Origin of the sequence: Pseudomonas sp. FH4 (assembly GCF_000510915.2) — a bacterium.
GTDB lineage: Bacteria > Pseudomonadota > Gammaproteobacteria > Pseudomonadales > Pseudomonadaceae > Aquipseudomonas > Aquipseudomonas brenneri.
The window spans coordinates 37,305-50,824 of sequence record NZ_AOHN01000044.1 but is presented as its reverse complement, the minus strand read 5'-3'; the positions used below and the strand labels follow the sequence as shown (position 1 = coordinate 50,824).

The window sequence follows — 13,520 nt, the reverse complement described above, 5'->3', positions numbered from 1 at the left end:
ATGAGCTGCTGCTGTGACACCCTTGCGCCCAAAGTCTGCGCCTCTGGCGCTCTGTTTCTGTCCCCCAATGTGGCGTTTTCCACGGTGCATGGGGCCTTGTTCTTTCCGGAGAGCGGATGATCCGACCCTCGGCATTGCTCATGGTATGCCTGACGCTGCTGCTGCCCACGGCGGCGGTTGCGCGCCTGGACGGGCCGCTGGAAGTGACCAAGACGGGCAAGGTCCGCGACCTGGCCGAAATCCGCAGCAGCCGCACGTTACGGGTGCTGGTCAACCAGAGTCGCAACAGTTCCGGTGAAGTCCAGGGGCAGTCCATCGGTGCTGAATACCATCGCCTGCGCGCCTTCGAACATTACCTTAATGGCCGGGCCCGTGACGGCCAGGAAATCAACCTCAAGATCATTCCCAAGGCCAAGGACCAATTGCTGGGGGCGCTGGCTCGCGGCGAAGGCGATCTGGTTGCCCCCGGTGAATTGCTGGATGCGACGGGGGCGCACAAGATCAGCAGCAGTGACCCGATTGCCAGCGATGTGCCGCTGTGGCTGGTGGGGCTCAAGGGCGAGCGGCGGTTTACCCGGCTGGAACAGTTGTCTGGGCGCACTTTGGCCTTGACCACTGGCAGTGCGGCGGGGGAGGCGGTCAATCAGATCAACCAGAAACTGGCGCTGCGCAAACTGCCGCCGGTCAAGGTGGAATGGGTGGACCCCAGCCTGGCGGTGGAGGATGTGCTGGAGATGGTCCAGGCCGGGATCTTCCATCTGACCATTGTCGAGCGACCGATTGCCGAGCGTTGGTCCAAGGTCCTGCCCAAGCTGCGTTTTGATCGGCAAGTGGCGATCAGCGAGCCGGGCGAAGAGTACTGGTTCGTGCGCCAGGATGCCTCGATGCTACGGGCGAGCATTGATCGCTTCCTGAAAACCTACAAGACCCCGTCGGACCAGGATGTGGCTTTCCAGCGTATCTATCGCCGTCTCTATAAGGTGCGCTATCCCCTGGCGCGGGCTGATCGCCAGCGTCTGGAAAAGCTGCGCCCGGTGCTGCAAAAGCATGCCCGGGAACAAGGCATGGACTGGTTGAACCTGGCGGCCCTGGCCTACAAGGAGTCATCGCTCAATCCTGCGGCGAAAAGTGGCAGCGGGCCGACGGGCCTGATGCAGATCACCCCGTCAGCCGCCCAACGGGTCGGGGTCAACAATATCCAGACCCTGGACAGCAATGTGCAGGCGGGCGCGCGCTACCTGGCGCTGATTCGCCGCAAGTTCTTCGCCAGCCCCAAACTCAACGAGCGCGAGCGCATGGCGTTCGTGCTGGCGGCCTACAACATGGGGCCGGAGCGAGTACAGGGCATGCGTGCCGAGGCCAGGCGCCGGGGCTTGAACCCCAATCAGTGGTTCTTTCAGGTGGAGCGCATCGCCATGGAGCAGGTCGGAATGGGCGGTGTCAGCTATGTTAATAGCGTGAACAAGTATTACTTGGCCTTTGATCGGGAACGGGACTCCCTGGAGCCGGTGTCAGCGAAGATTGTCTCGCGAAAATAATCGATATTATCGATATGATTTAGGCATTTTTTCCGCTTTTATCATTATTTAAACTGATTAATATAGCGGCCAACCAACCCCTACATTGAAAGGATTGTCAGCATGAGCCCATTGATCAAAAACATTCTGTCCACCCGCGCAGGCTACGGCCTGACGGTACTGCGGATTTTCGTCGGCATCATTTTTGCCGCCCACGGTTCGCAGAAGCTCTTTGGCTGGTTCGGTGGTGGTGGCTTGGCGGGGACGGCGCAGTGGATGGAAAGTATCGGCCTGGCACCGGGCACTCTAATGGCACTGTTGTCGGGCGGTACCGAGTTCTTTGCCGGCCTGGCGCTGATCATCGGTTTGCTGGTACGTCCAGCAGCGCTGGGCTTGGCCTTTGTCTCGCTGGTGGCGATTTTCTCGGTGCATATCAGCAACGGTTTGTTCATGGCCAACAACGGCTACGAGTTCGCCCTGGCATTGCTGGGCGGTACAGTGGCAGTGCTGTTTGAAGGGGCTGGCAAACTGTCTGTCGACCGCGCAATCGCCAATTGATCCTGCTAACGCTCCTGTAAAGGCCCGCCCCGTGCGGGCCTTTTTCGTTGTACGGGATTCTTGACACTTCCCCACCGGCTTCTCTAGGATGCTGCATGCGCCGATTTAAACAGCTAATTGCGGGGCGCCACAGGGACTCGATGCAGCCCCGACAGAAGCCTGCTCCAGGTTTCGAAATACCGCTAAAGCGCTGGTTCGGTGTTGCCTCTCACCTGCCCGCAGACTTTTGAGGCAGAGACACGACACGATGAATGCACTACGACCTCTTGTACGCTTGGCCCCGATCACTGCGGGCCTGACTCAGCGCAATCCGAAAATTCTTCTTGGCGGCAAGCACCAGCCGACGCTGCTGCGTTATCTGGATGGCTGGCCCCGGCGCACGGGTCGTCCTTCGGCTTTCCTGATCCAGTTTGTCGAAGACGGCGAGTCCCTGGCGCGTTTTGCCACGAACAGCTTTGATCTGGCGGTGATCCAGGCGCCGAACGCCGAGGATGCCGCTGAGTTCATCCAGCACCTGACCCGCGTGGCGCGCCAGGGCTTGATTACTCGGCGGTAACCCGTACGGCTCAGTAGAACGCTGCGGTAGGCGGATGATGGCGACGTCGCTGCGAGATGAAGATCCCCAGGCCCAGCAGGCTTACTATCAACGGAACGGTGGTGAGAGTGAGCAGTGCCACAGTGAGTTCGAGGCTGCGGACGTTCCTGTAGGCATCCCTTTCCAAGGTGTGAAGCTCCAAGCGTAATCGCAGGCGTTCTTTGTTTAACGCTTGCAGTAACGTATTGGAGGAGATGGCCTGACTCCCCAGCATTGATGACGGCGTGTTCAGCGACTGCCATTCTTTTTCTGCCTGGTCCAGGCGTTGCTCCAGAAGGGGGGCTTTTTTTCGATAGGACTGCGCGGCCTCGTTGCGCAACCTGTCCAGCAAACCGAGTGGTTGCCGGCCGCTCGCACGAGGGCTGATAGCGCTTAGTGTGTCGGGCGCAGCCAGGTTATCCAGGGTATTGAAGACAAACCTGGCATTGCCCGGAAGCCGCGCTTGTTGTCCGTTGGCATTGCGTGCGGCCAGCCAGACGCGGTCACTGAGCAGGTCAGTGTCGGCCACTACCACCACATGGATGTTGGCGGCCTTTTGCAACGTTGCTTTCTGACCATTGAGACCGTCAGGAAAGGCGGAATAGGCGGGCCCTTCTATGCGAGCGGCGATCACATTCTGCCGGCCGCGAGTGGTTGCCTCGCTGAGCATGGCGTCAAATGCGTCCTGTTGAGCGAAGCGTGCCCCATCGAACGTGCTGGCTTGTCTGGAACTCTGGAGTAGCGCGGTGAATGTGATGCGGCTTTTTTTCAGTGGCGTGAGCGTGCCGGGATTTAACAGCGTTATGTTGTCAACGCCCCAGGTGCTGATATCGTGCCGGGTCATCGCCTCTCTGGTCAGGGTGAGCGCCCCGGGATGGCGTACGGGCGGCAGGCCGCTCGCCAGTACTACCGGGGTTGCATAGAGGTTGTCTGCCAATACCTTGTTTGCTGGCATCTGCACGCCCCACGCCGCGAGCAGGTTTTGCTGGCCTGAGGTGTCGGCGGTTGAGCCCGGGTCATTCAGGGGGTCGATAAACATCATCAACTTACCCCCACCCAGGACAAATTGATCAATGGCAAACAGTGTCTGTTGCGGTAGACGATCGGGATGGATGACCATCAAGGTCTTTACATGCCCGGGGATGCGCGAGATGTCGCTGCCCAGGCTCATCAGATTAAACTGACTGCGGAGTGCCTTGAGTAACTGCCACGAAGGTGCGATTTCCTGGTTGGGTTCATCCCGGCTGCCGTCCATGGCCAATCCGGAGATTAGCCCGATTATGGGTTGTTCCTGGCGCGCGACGTTGTGGATCAGGCGACTGATCTCATACTCCAGGAAGCCCGCCTGGGCAGGGTCGAATCGTTCGATTTTCTGAGGTTCATGGTTGGTACGGGTCCCGATGAGGCCAAACAGCCCATGCTTGCTATCCAGGCCCAATAACTCAGCCTTGTACTCATCTTCTGAAAAGGGTTTAGGGTCAATCAGGTGCAGCGTAACGTTGCCCTTTGACGCGCTTTCATAGGCCTTGAGTAGCAGGGCGATGTACTCGCCATGGCTTTTCAAGGCTTCACTTTTTGGGGGATGGCTTGCGTTGAAAAAATACAAGTCCATGGGGGTTTCAAGTGCCGCGAGCAGGGCGTTGGTAGACGGTGACAGGATGTGGATTTTTTTCTCTGAGAGGTCCAGCCTATAATTGGGCAGCTTCAGTGCCCATACCAGATTGAAGGCGAGAAAAAGCAGGGCGATGACGATCAACGTCACGCCGAAGTTCATAAGGTTCCTCATGGGAATTTCCTTCCTCAGCTTTTTCTGAAATTTAAAATAAGGGTGGTCGCGGTGAGGAAGGCAATGATCATGCTTATGAAGTACGACGTGTCTTGTAGCGTCAGAAGACCGCTGTCTATCGTACTGAAACGTATTCGTGGATTGAGTGAAATCAAACTGTCAACTACCCAGATGGGGGCCTGATGGGACAACATATCCAATACTGACGATAAAGTGCTTGCTGTCAGTAACAGCGCGAGTGTGATGCCGAAAATAATCAGGCGGTTATAGGCCATGACACAAACAAGGCAGGCGAACGAGAGATAGGCACCTGCCAGTAGCCAGCTCCCTATGAATTGAGCCAGTATGGTTGAATTGTCTGCTATGACCAGGTAGTTAATGGTAATGACCAGTGGGAGCGTCAGTGAAAGCGTTAGTGCGCAAAGGATCCAGGCGGCTAGAAATTTACCCAGTGTCAGTTCTAGGGCTGATACTGGCAGTGTGTTTGTAAAGGAAAAAGCATTGTCTTTGTACTCGTCCGACCAAAGTAGAGTGGAAATAAATGGAATGAAAAAAAGATAAAGCCATGGGTGGTACTGAAAGAAAGCGTGCAAGTTTGTTGGCGTATTCTCCAGGAATTTTCCTACATAAAAACCGAGCGCAGTGTTGGCAGTCAAGAAGGTCGCGATGCCAAAATACGTGGACGGGGTCGACAAGTAGTTACTCAGTTGTCGTTTGAATATCACGGGTAGACGTTTCAATTGGGCGCCCCCTGGCTCAAATGGTGGATGACATCGCTCAGGCGTCCCGGCTCAAGGCTCAAGGTATTGATCTTCCAGCGGCGGTTGGCGACCAGGGCGTTGACATGTGGGTAGATGATTTGCCCCGGCATCGCGAGTACTGTCACGCTGCCGTCGGCATGCCGGTCTTCTTCGATGCCAGCCACCCCCGGAAGCACGGCCAGTGCCAGGAGGTCCAGGGGGGTATCGCCAGCCAGGGTGATTGCCTGGTAATGACGCGAACTACGTTGTAGCTCGGTGATGGGGGCATCGGCCAGTAATCTACCCTCGGACAGAACCAGCGCCCGTTGGCAGATACAGGAGAACTCTTCTGGATTGCGTGAGGCGATAATGACCGTCATGTCTTCGGTCAGCGACTGGATAAGCGTCCCGACCTTTTGTTTTTGTAGGGGGGCCAGGCCTTCTGTTGGTTCATCGAGTAGCAGTAGCCTGGGGTCATGCAGGATGGCTTGGGCCAGCGCCACTTTGCGCTGATGCCCTGGAGGAAGGGCTGCGATCGGCGAGTCAAGTATTCGCCAAAGCTCCAGGCGGGTGATGGCTCGATCGACCATCTTGCGCTTTTCCAGGCCATGGAATCCGCGGACTTCGGCCATGTAACCCAGAAAATTTTTTACCTTCATGTCGCCATGGCCGAGTGCCGATTCAGGCTGGTAACCTATTATTTTTTTTGCCTTTATGGGGTGGGTAGAGATATTAATATCATATATTTTCATAGTGCCGGAGGTTGCCGGAATTGCGCCTGAGAGCAATTTGAGTAGCGTGCTTTTGCCAGCACCATCATGTCCAAATAACCCTAGGCATTCCCGGGGATGGGCGCTAAATGACAAGTTGTCGATGGACGTCGCCCGTCCTGTTTTTTTTGTTAGATTTGTTATTTCGATCATTGGGTTTTCTACTTGGTTGTTTGCCTGGGTATGCGAGTATGCGGTGGCCTCAATAAGCCTGTGTCTTTAGGTTGAAAAATTCCGAAGGTTGAAGGCGAAAAGTATTGATCAAGTGTTTCAGGTGCGGCTTTGTTAAAAAATGGTACGTTCAATAGGATCGCTTGGAAACGCTGAGGCGCTGAAATAAGGGAAGTCCTACATGTGGCTCAATCACTCGCTGAAACAATTGTGTTGCTCTTGATGTGGTGTTGATTTTTATTTGATAGATGGCGTGTATATGAAGTACTACCGTAATGGAGTCCGACACTCATGATGCTTCTACGTACTCTTGTTCTTGAACACTCTGGTCATGATTCCCCGGTTAACGGTGCATTGCTCTGTTGCTTTGCGATACCCCAAATCGCTTCGAACTTTCTTGTCTATAGCCTGGACGAAGAGGTTGAGCCGGGGAGCTCTCGGGTCTATATCGCCGCCCTGCGCAAAAAGGCCGAGCGTTATTTTCTTGGCGGCATCGAGTCCAAGGAGAACCTGCAACTGGCGATGAGGGTCCTCAAGCAGATCATCACCCTGGCCACGGGGGCCGGTGTCAAGGATGGCAATACCTCAGAGGCACAGGTGCCTTACCACTTCATTGACCTGAAGGGTAGCAAGCTACCGACGGCTAGACCGGAGGATCACCACTCGCTGATGATCAAGAAGGCATTGGTGATGAAGGTGATCACCCTCGGAACGTCAGTCATTGGTCTACCCGCGATTGAGAGTACCGAGTTGATTGTGCCGTCTATTCGTTTCTCGTCAAAAATGGTGTCGCCTCCCAGTACGGCAGATGGCACTGAGGCTGTGGCGCAGGGGGCGGATGAGGAACCGTCAGTCGTCTTGCCGGTGGCAGCGCCTGCTGACCTATTGCCTCCCCCGCCTAAGGAGTCGGTGCCGCAGGTGCCCGCTCCGCGAGTGCAGCAGCCTGTTACGCCGCCGGAAGCCGTTTCGTCAGTCGTGGCCCGGGATCAGTCGTCCCTGCTTGAAGTGGACACCACGCTGACCAATCTTGCCCGTGTGGCGCAAGAGTTGACGCAACAAAAGCGTGCAGTGTTCCAACAACAGGAGGAGCTTGAGCTGCACAGAAGTCAGTTGCTACGGGAAAAGGCCGTACTGGAGCAGGCCAATCAACAACTGGCCGTACTGGAGTCAGCCTTGCAGCAGCGAACCGAAGCGTTGAATGGGCGTGAGGAGCACCTGGCCCAGGATGCGCAGTTGCAGCAGGCAGAACAACGCCGCCTGGAGAGCTGGGCCCGCCAGTTGGAAGAAGAGTCGTTCAGGCTACAAGCGTTGGATAGGGCATCGCAGCAACAGGCTGAGCAATTGGCGACCGGACTGGGGCAGTTATCGGGTTTCAGAGGTGATCTGAAGGGGTTACTTTATCGCTTGGACGGAACCTTGTTTCCGGTTGAGAAAGTTGACCGGCGGCAGGGTGCGGATGCAGGCAATGTGCCTGGTCCTGATTGACCAGGGGAATCAGGCCTGGCTACTTTCTGGCGTTCATTTATCATCAAAGCCGACCGATTGCCGTCAGGCAGCCAGTGCATTCTTGGCTGATGCAGAGGTGGTTTGAACCAATGGACATTTCCTGGGGATGTGACGCTTTTGAGTACCAAGCTGATTACCAAAGAAGGTCATGAGGCGCTGAAGAAAGAGCTTGATTACCTGTGGCGAGAAAAGCGTCCCGATACAACACGCAAGGTCACTTGGGCTGCCTCGCTGGGAGACCGCAGCGAAAACGCCGACTACCAGTACAACAAAAAGCTGCTGCGCGAAATCGACCGCCGGGTGCGTTACCTGCGCAAGCGCCTGGAAGATATGCGAGTGGTGGAATACATGCCCGAGCAGGAGGGCAAGGTATTCTTCGGGGCTTGGGTGGATATCGAGAACGAGCAGGGCGATACCAAGCGTTTTCGGATCGTGGGCTATGACGAAATTTATGAGCGCATGGATTACATCTCCATCGACTCCCCCATGGCCAGGGCCTTGCTGCGCAAAGAGGTGGACGATGAGGCCATTGTGCAGACGCCCGGCGGCGAAATGTGCTGGTGGATCACCGGCATCGAGTACATCAGGTAGGCGCCGGCTTGCCGGCGATGGCGCCAGGAAGAACGCCGTGATGCAGTGAGCCGGCTCCCACAGGGGGGCCGGCTTTTTTGTTTCAGCCTTCGCGCAATACCGTCAGCGGGCTGGCGTTCAGCGCACGGCGTGTACCGAACACCCCCGCACCGCCGATCAAGACCGCACCAATCACCGGAAGTACCAACAACCAAGGGTGAGGGTGCCAGACCAGGTCGAACGCATAGCGATACAGCACCAGGGTCACCAACTCGGTACCCAGCGCCGCCAGCAGCCCACTGACCGCACCCAACAGACCAAACTCGATACGCCGGGCCTTGACCAGCAACTTGCGCTCCGCCCCCAGGGCGCGCAACAAGGCGCCCTGGCGGATGCGTTCGTCCAGGGTGGCCTGCAGGCCGGAGAACAGCACCGCCATGCCTGCCGCCAGGACAAACAGCAGCACATACTCCACGGCCAGCGTGACCTGGGCCAGGATGCTGCGCAGTTGGGCCAGCAACGCCTCGACCTGCAGGATGGTGACTGCCGGGAAGGCCCGGGACAGGTCGACGATCTGCTGGTCATGGCCGGCGGCCAAGTAGAAGCTGGTCAGGTACGTGGCCGGCAGGTCCTTCAGGGTGCCAGGTTGAAAGATCATGAAGAAGTTGGGTTGGAAGTTGTCCCAGTTGATCTCCCGCAGGCTGGTGACCCGGGCCTCACGGTTTTCCCCGCCAACGGTGAAGACCAGGTGGTCATTGAGCTTGAGCTTGAGGCTTTCGGCGACCTTGGTTTCTACCGAGACACCAGGTATCTCATCCTTCGGCTGATCCGCCCACCAGGTGCCCGATGTCAGGGTGTTGCCCGGGGGCAGGTTGGCGGCCCAGGTCAGGCTCAAGTCCCGCTGTATCGCACGATCGCCACTGGAGTCCTTGCTGACAATTTCCTGCACGGGTTCGCCGTTGATGCTGATCAGGCGCCCTGGTACCACCGGATATAAGGGCGCTGCCTGCGCTTGCAACTCCAGCAGGCGGGCACCGAAGGCGTCCTTGTCGGCCGGCAGGATGTTGAGCGCGAAATAGTTGGGGGCATCCTTGGGCAGTTGGTTCTGCCAGGTGTCCAGCAGTTCTCCACGCAGCAGGGCGATCAACCCCATCGACAGCAGGATCAGGCCGAACGCCAGGGACTGGCCCGCCGCCGCCAACGGGTGGCGCAATAACTGGCCCAGCCCCAGGCGCCAGGGCAGGGCTGCACGCGCCAGCAGGCGGCGCAGGCTTTGCAATAGTAGCAGGAGCAGGCCGCCGAGGAGCAGCGCGGCGATAACCCCGCCGCCCAACAGCGCGAAGGTCAGCACCAGGTCCAGGCTCAGGCGCCACATGATCAGGCCCAGGGCAAACAATGCCGCGCCATACACCATCCAAGTGCTGGAGGGGATCGGCAACAGGTCGCGCCGCAGAACCCGCAGTGGTGGTACGCGGCCCAGCGCCGCCAGGGGCGGCAGGGCAAAACCGGCCAGGGCTACCAGCCCGGTACCGATGCCGGCGACGGCTGGCAGCAATCCGCCAGGCGGGACATCTGCCGGCAGCAGATCGTGCAACAGGTAAAACAGCCCCAACTGCGCCAGCCAGCCAAGTGCCGCACCGGCGAGGCTGGCCAGCAAGCCCAGGACGGTCAGTTGCAGGCTGAACAGCAGCATGGTTTCGCGCCGCGACAGGCCCAGGCATCGCAACAGTGCACTGGCGTCGAAGCGGCGGCTGGCAAAGCGATTCGCCGACAGGGCCACGGCCACCCCGGACAGCAGCACGGCGACCAGGCTGGCCATGTTCAGGTAGCGCTCGGCCTTGCCCAGGGCACCACCGATTTGCTGGTTGCCGTCCCGTGCATCCTGCAGGCGCTGGTTGGCCGCCAGGCCAGGTGTTATCTGGTCGCGGTAGGTTTGCAGGGCGGTACTGGCTGGCGGCGCGCGCCACAGCTCGCGGTAGCTGACGCGGCTGCCTGGCTGGACCACGCCGGTGGCCTCAAGGTCGGCCAGGTTGATCATCACCCGTGGGGTAAGGCTGTAGAGGTTGCCGGCCCGATCCGGCTCATAGGTGAGGACGCGGGTCATGCGCAGGGCTTTCATGCCGACGTCGATGCTGTCGCCGACTTTCAGGTCCAGTGCGGTCAGCAGGCGAGCCTCGACCCAGGCCTCGCCGGGTTTCGGGCCGCCGCCCGAGGTCTCTTGCGCGAACGGTTCAGCCGCGCTTTTCAGTTGGCCGCGTAGCGGGTATTGCTCGTTGACCGCCTTGATACTCGAAAGCTGAATGCCGTTGTCGGTGGCGATGACACTGGAGAACTCCACCACCCTGGCGTGCGTCAGGCCCAGTTGCGTGCCGCTGGTTAACTGCTCGGAGCGGGCCGGGGAACTGCCCTCCAGCACCAGGTCGGCGCCGAGGAACTCGGTGGCGCGCAGCAGCATCGCGCCGTTAAGCCGCGCACCGAAATAACCGATGGCAGTGCTGGCGGCCACTGCCACCAGCAGGGCGAAGAACAACACGCGCAACTCACCGGCACGGGCATCGCGCAGCAATTGGCGCAGGGCAAGGCTGAACAGGCGTAACAGCGGCAGACGTGCCATCAAGGCTCCAGGGGCTCGACCATCAGGCCGGCTTCAAGGCGGATCAGGCGTCGGCAGCGGTGGGCCAGGCGCTCGTCGTGGGTCACCAGCACCAGAGTGGTGCCGTTTTCTTTATTGAGTTCGAACAGCAAGTCGCTGATGCGCTCGCCGGTATGGCTGTCGAGGTTGCCGGTGGGTTCATCGGCAAACAGCACGTCCGGCTCGGCGGCGAACGCCCGGGCAATCGCCACTCGTTGCTGCTCGCCACCGGAGAGCTGGCGGGGCGAATGGGTCAGGCGCTGGCCCAGGCCGACCCGTTCGAGCAAGTGCCGGGCGCGTTCGCGGGCGTCCTTGCGCCCGTCCAGCTCCAGGGGCAGCATGACGTTTTCCAGGGCGTTGAGGCTGTCGAGCAATTGGAACGACTGGAACACAAAACCGACGTGTTCGGCGCGGATGCGTGCCCGCTGGTCTTCATCCAGGAGGCTCAGGGCCTGGCCGGCGAGGGTGACTTCACCGCTGCTGGGCAGGTCGAGCCCGGCCAGCAGGCCAAGGAGCGTGGATTTTCCGGAGCCGGAGCTGCCGACGATAGCCAGGCTATCGCCCTTGTTCAGTTCCAGGCTCAGTTCGTGCAGGATGGTCAGTTCACCTTCCGCGCTGGGAACCACTTTGCTAAGGTTCTGCGCGGTGAGAATGCATGCGCCCATGGAGAATCCGATGCGAATATGGTTTTTGAGTGCTGGCCTGGCCCTGATGTGCATGGCCCAGAACGCAGCGGCGGGTACTGTCCTGATCGTTGGCGATAGTATCAGTGCCGGTTTCGGCCTGGATACCAGCAAAGGGTGGGTGGCGCTGCTGGAGCAACAGCTCAAGAAGGAGGGTTTTGACGACAAAGTGGTCAACGCCTCCATCAGCGGCGACACCAGTGCTGGAGGCCTCGCGCGGCTGCCGGCGGCGCTTGCAGAGCATAAGCCAGACGTGGTGGTTATCGAGTTGGGTGGTAACGACGGCTTGCGCGGGCAGCCCCCGGCGCAATTGCAACAAAATCTTGCGTCGATGATTGACCAGTCCAAGGCCGGCGGTGCCAAGGTGCTGCTGCTGGGGATGCAGTTACCGCCCAATTATGGCCCGCGATACACCAAGGCATTTGCCGAGGTCTATGGCGTGTTGGCCAAGGAAAAAAACGTTCCCCTGGTGCCGTTTTTCCTTGAAGGCGTGGGGGGGCATCCGCAGATGATGCAGGCTGATCAACTGCACCCGGCAGTCGGCGCCCAGGCCAAGTTGCTGGAAAATGTCTGGCCGACGCTAAAACCGCTGTTATGACGCTTTTCTAGCAGCGGTCTTTCGGCTAAGGTGGCGCCCCCGATTTGGAGCCCCCGATGTCGTCGCGTCCTGCCTGGTCCCTGTTTGCCTACCAACTGATCGAGCCCGACGAGCAGTTGGATCTGTTCGCCTGCCAGGAAGTGAAGGTGCATCTGGTGACGCGCCAATTGGAGCTGGGCGGCACCATCGACCGCACGCTCTGTGGCACATTGCTGCCTGCCCAGCCACGCTGGTCCTCGGTGGATCGCTCGATCTTCCAGGATCAGCGCCTGTGCCCCCTGTGCCGGGCGATTCTTGAATCGCAAAAACGCGGCACACCGCCTATCTGGCCTGAGCTGCGCTTCGAGCTTTAAGGGCCGCTACACGCTACAATCGCCATTTTACCCCCCGTCGATCTGCGAAGGATTTCCCGGATGTTGTCGCGCCTCCCTGTCGTCACCCGTTGCCTGTCTCTCGCTGCCTTGTGTGCAGCCGGTCCTGTTGCAGCCCTGCAACTGCCCCTGCCACCGCCGGGTGAAGACATTGTCGGCCAGGTCCAGGTGATCAAGGCCAAGTACGAAGACACCTTTGCCGACCTGGGGGTGACATATGACCTGGGCTATTCGGAGATGGTCGCGGCCAATCCGGGTGTCGATGCCTGGCTGCCGGGGACCGGCGCCGAGATTGTATTGCCGACCCGTTTCATCCTGCCGCCGGGCCCCCGGGAAGGCATCGTGATCAACCTGGCCGAGTACCGCCTGTACTACTACCCCAAGGGTCAGGACGTGGTGTACACCTTCCCGCTCGGTATCGGTCGCGAAGGCTGGGGCTCGCCGATTGCCCATACCAGCATCATCGCCAAGACCCCCAACCCGACCTGGACCCCGCCTGCGTCGATCAAGGCCGAGCACGCGGCTGACGGTGACCCGCTGCCCAACGTGGTGCCGGCAGGTCCCGACAACCCCCTGGGGCCATTCAAGTTCACCCTGGGTACGCCGGGCTACCTGATTCATGGCTCCAACAAGAAGTTTGGCATTGGTACCCGTACCAGCCATGGCTGCTTCCGCATGTTCAACAACAACGTGCTGGAGATGGCCAAGATGGTTCCGGTGGGTACGCCTGTGCGGATCATCAATGACGCCTACAAGTTTGGCATCAGCGGCGGCAAGGTTTACCTGGAGGCGCATGCGCCATTGAACGACGATGGCACGCCGTCGGTGGTCGACAAGCACACGGCCGTCATCAACGCGATGCTCAAGCGCGAAGACCTGGCCAACAACCTGCGGGTCAATTGGGATGAGGTGCGTGATGTCGTGGCGGCCGAAGATGGCTTGCCGGCGCAAATCGGCGAGCCAGGCGAGGCACCTATGGTCACCAGCGCGCCGGGCGACTTGCTGCAATAACGTCACCCAATAGAAGCCCGCCACGGATTATTC

At 59.2% G+C, this 13,520-nt stretch carries 13 protein-coding genes; 8 read left to right on the top strand and 5 right to left on the bottom strand.

What is annotated here, in order from left to right:
- Window positions 1-116 precede the first annotated feature (116 nt).
- From H097_RS24590 to H097_RS24580, 3 genes are all read left to right on the top strand, one after another.
- Entirely contained in the window at window positions 117-1,538 is a 1,422-nt protein-coding gene (locus H097_RS24590; protein ID WP_032863084.1) for a transglycosylase SLT domain-containing protein, read from the top strand.
- Between the two features lie 102 nt (window positions 1,539-1,640).
- Complete coding sequence (locus H097_RS24585) at window positions 1,641-2,075, top strand: DoxX family protein (RefSeq protein WP_032863083.1); 435 nt, start codon at window positions 1,641-1,643, stop codon at window positions 2,073-2,075.
- Window positions 2,076-2,322: 247 nt separating this feature from the next.
- Entirely contained in the window at window positions 2,323-2,631 is a 309-nt protein-coding gene (locus H097_RS24580) for a hypothetical protein (RefSeq protein WP_032863081.1), read from the top strand.
- A 10-nt stretch (window positions 2,632-2,641) separates the two neighbouring features.
- Here H097_RS24580 and H097_RS24575 read toward each other — a convergent pair whose 3' ends face one another.
- Genes H097_RS24575 through H097_RS24565 form a run of 3 tightly spaced genes read right to left on the bottom strand, consistent with a single transcriptional unit; the run spans window position 2,642 to window position 6,098 of the window.
- The gene (locus H097_RS24575; RefSeq protein WP_229752163.1) at window positions 2,642-4,423 is read right to left on the bottom strand and encodes a Gldg family protein; all 1,782 of its coding nucleotides are present in this window, start codon (window positions 4,421-4,423) and stop codon (window positions 2,642-2,644) included.
- 26 nt (window positions 4,424-4,449) lie between these two features.
- Complete coding sequence (locus H097_RS24570; RefSeq protein ID WP_346962902.1) at window positions 4,450-5,130, bottom strand: ABC transporter permease; 681 nt, start codon at window positions 5,128-5,130, stop codon at window positions 4,450-4,452.
- 41 nt (window positions 5,131-5,171) lie between these two features.
- Window positions 5,172-6,098, bottom strand: coding sequence for an ABC transporter ATP-binding protein (locus tag H097_RS24565; protein ID WP_082445666.1), 927 nt, complete (start codon window positions 6,096-6,098; stop codon window positions 5,172-5,174).
- A gap of 309 nt (window positions 6,099-6,407) precedes the next feature.
- On the opposite strand from H097_RS24565, the gene H097_RS24560 reads away from it, so the two are divergent.
- Together H097_RS24560 and greB are read left to right on the top strand one after the other, a co-directional pair.
- Window positions 6,408-7,601, top strand: a complete 1,194-nt coding sequence (locus tag H097_RS24560) for a hypothetical protein (protein ID WP_050593442.1) — start codon at window positions 6,408-6,410, stop codon at window positions 7,599-7,601.
- A 138-nt stretch (window positions 7,602-7,739) separates the two neighbouring features.
- On the top strand, window positions 7,740-8,213 hold the full coding sequence (greB, locus tag H097_RS24555; RefSeq protein WP_032863073.1) for a transcription elongation factor GreB: 474 nt from the start codon (window positions 7,740-7,742) through the stop codon (window positions 8,211-8,213).
- Window positions 8,214-8,295: 82 nt separating this feature from the next.
- On the opposite strand, the gene H097_RS24550 is transcribed toward greB, so the two are convergent.
- The gene (locus tag H097_RS24550; RefSeq protein WP_032863071.1) at window positions 8,296-10,806 is read right to left on the bottom strand and encodes an ABC transporter permease; all 2,511 of its coding nucleotides are present in this window, start codon (window positions 10,804-10,806) and stop codon (window positions 8,296-8,298) included.
- Complete coding sequence (locus tag H097_RS24545) at window positions 10,806-11,489, bottom strand: ABC transporter ATP-binding protein (RefSeq protein ID WP_032863069.1); 684 nt, start codon at window positions 11,487-11,489, stop codon at window positions 10,806-10,808. The genes H097_RS24550 and H097_RS24545 overlap by 1 nt, the downstream gene beginning before the upstream one ends.
- A gap of 10 nt (window positions 11,490-11,499) precedes the next feature.
- On the opposite strand from H097_RS24545, the gene H097_RS24540 reads away from it, so the two are divergent.
- The 3 genes from H097_RS24540 to H097_RS24530 are packed head-to-tail and all read left to right on the top strand — an operon-like array spanning window position 11,500 to window position 13,487.
- The gene (locus tag H097_RS24540) at window positions 11,500-12,105 is read left to right on the top strand and encodes an arylesterase (protein WP_032863067.1); all 606 of its coding nucleotides are present in this window, start codon (window positions 11,500-11,502) and stop codon (window positions 12,103-12,105) included.
- 56 nt (window positions 12,106-12,161) lie between these two features.
- Window positions 12,162-12,458, top strand: a complete 297-nt coding sequence (locus tag H097_RS24535) for a hypothetical protein (RefSeq protein ID WP_029297976.1) — start codon at window positions 12,162-12,164, stop codon at window positions 12,456-12,458.
- 60 nt (window positions 12,459-12,518) lie between these two features.
- Window positions 12,519-13,487, top strand: coding sequence for a L,D-transpeptidase family protein (locus H097_RS24530; protein ID WP_032863065.1), 969 nt, complete (start codon window positions 12,519-12,521; stop codon window positions 13,485-13,487).
- Window positions 13,488-13,520: the final 33 nt, after the last annotated feature.

Bases quoted from the DNA above. Each gene is read 5' to 3' on its own strand.
- H097_RS24590 (WP_032863084.1), top strand. From the start codon at position 117: ATGATCCGACCCTCGGCATTGCTCATGGTATGCCTGACGCTGCTGCTG.
- H097_RS24585 (WP_032863083.1), top strand. From the start codon at position 1,641: ATGAGCCCATTGATCAAAAACATTCTGTCCACCCGCGCAGGCTACGGC.
- H097_RS24580 (WP_032863081.1), top strand. From the start codon at position 2,323: ATGAATGCACTACGACCTCTTGTACGCTTGGCCCCGATCACTGCGGGC.
- H097_RS24575 (WP_229752163.1), bottom strand. From the start codon at position 4,423: ATGAACTTCGGCGTGACGTTGATCGTCATCGCCCTGCTTTTTCTCGCC.
- H097_RS24565 (WP_082445666.1), bottom strand. From the start codon at position 6,098: ATGATCGAAATAACAAATCTAACAAAAAAAACAGGACGGGCGACGTCC.
- H097_RS24560 (WP_050593442.1), top strand. From the start codon at position 6,408: ATGATGCTTCTACGTACTCTTGTTCTTGAACACTCTGGTCATGATTCC.
- H097_RS24550 (WP_032863071.1), bottom strand. From the start codon at position 10,806: ATGGCACGTCTGCCGCTGTTACGCCTGTTCAGCCTTGCCCTGCGCCAA.
- H097_RS24545 (WP_032863069.1), bottom strand. From the start codon at position 11,489: ATGGGCGCATGCATTCTCACCGCGCAGAACCTTAGCAAAGTGGTTCCC.
- H097_RS24540 (WP_032863067.1), top strand. From the start codon at position 11,500: ATGCGAATATGGTTTTTGAGTGCTGGCCTGGCCCTGATGTGCATGGCC.
- H097_RS24535 (WP_029297976.1), top strand. From the start codon at position 12,162: ATGTCGTCGCGTCCTGCCTGGTCCCTGTTTGCCTACCAACTGATCGAG.
- H097_RS24530 (WP_032863065.1), top strand. From the start codon at position 12,519: ATGTTGTCGCGCCTCCCTGTCGTCACCCGTTGCCTGTCTCTCGCTGCC.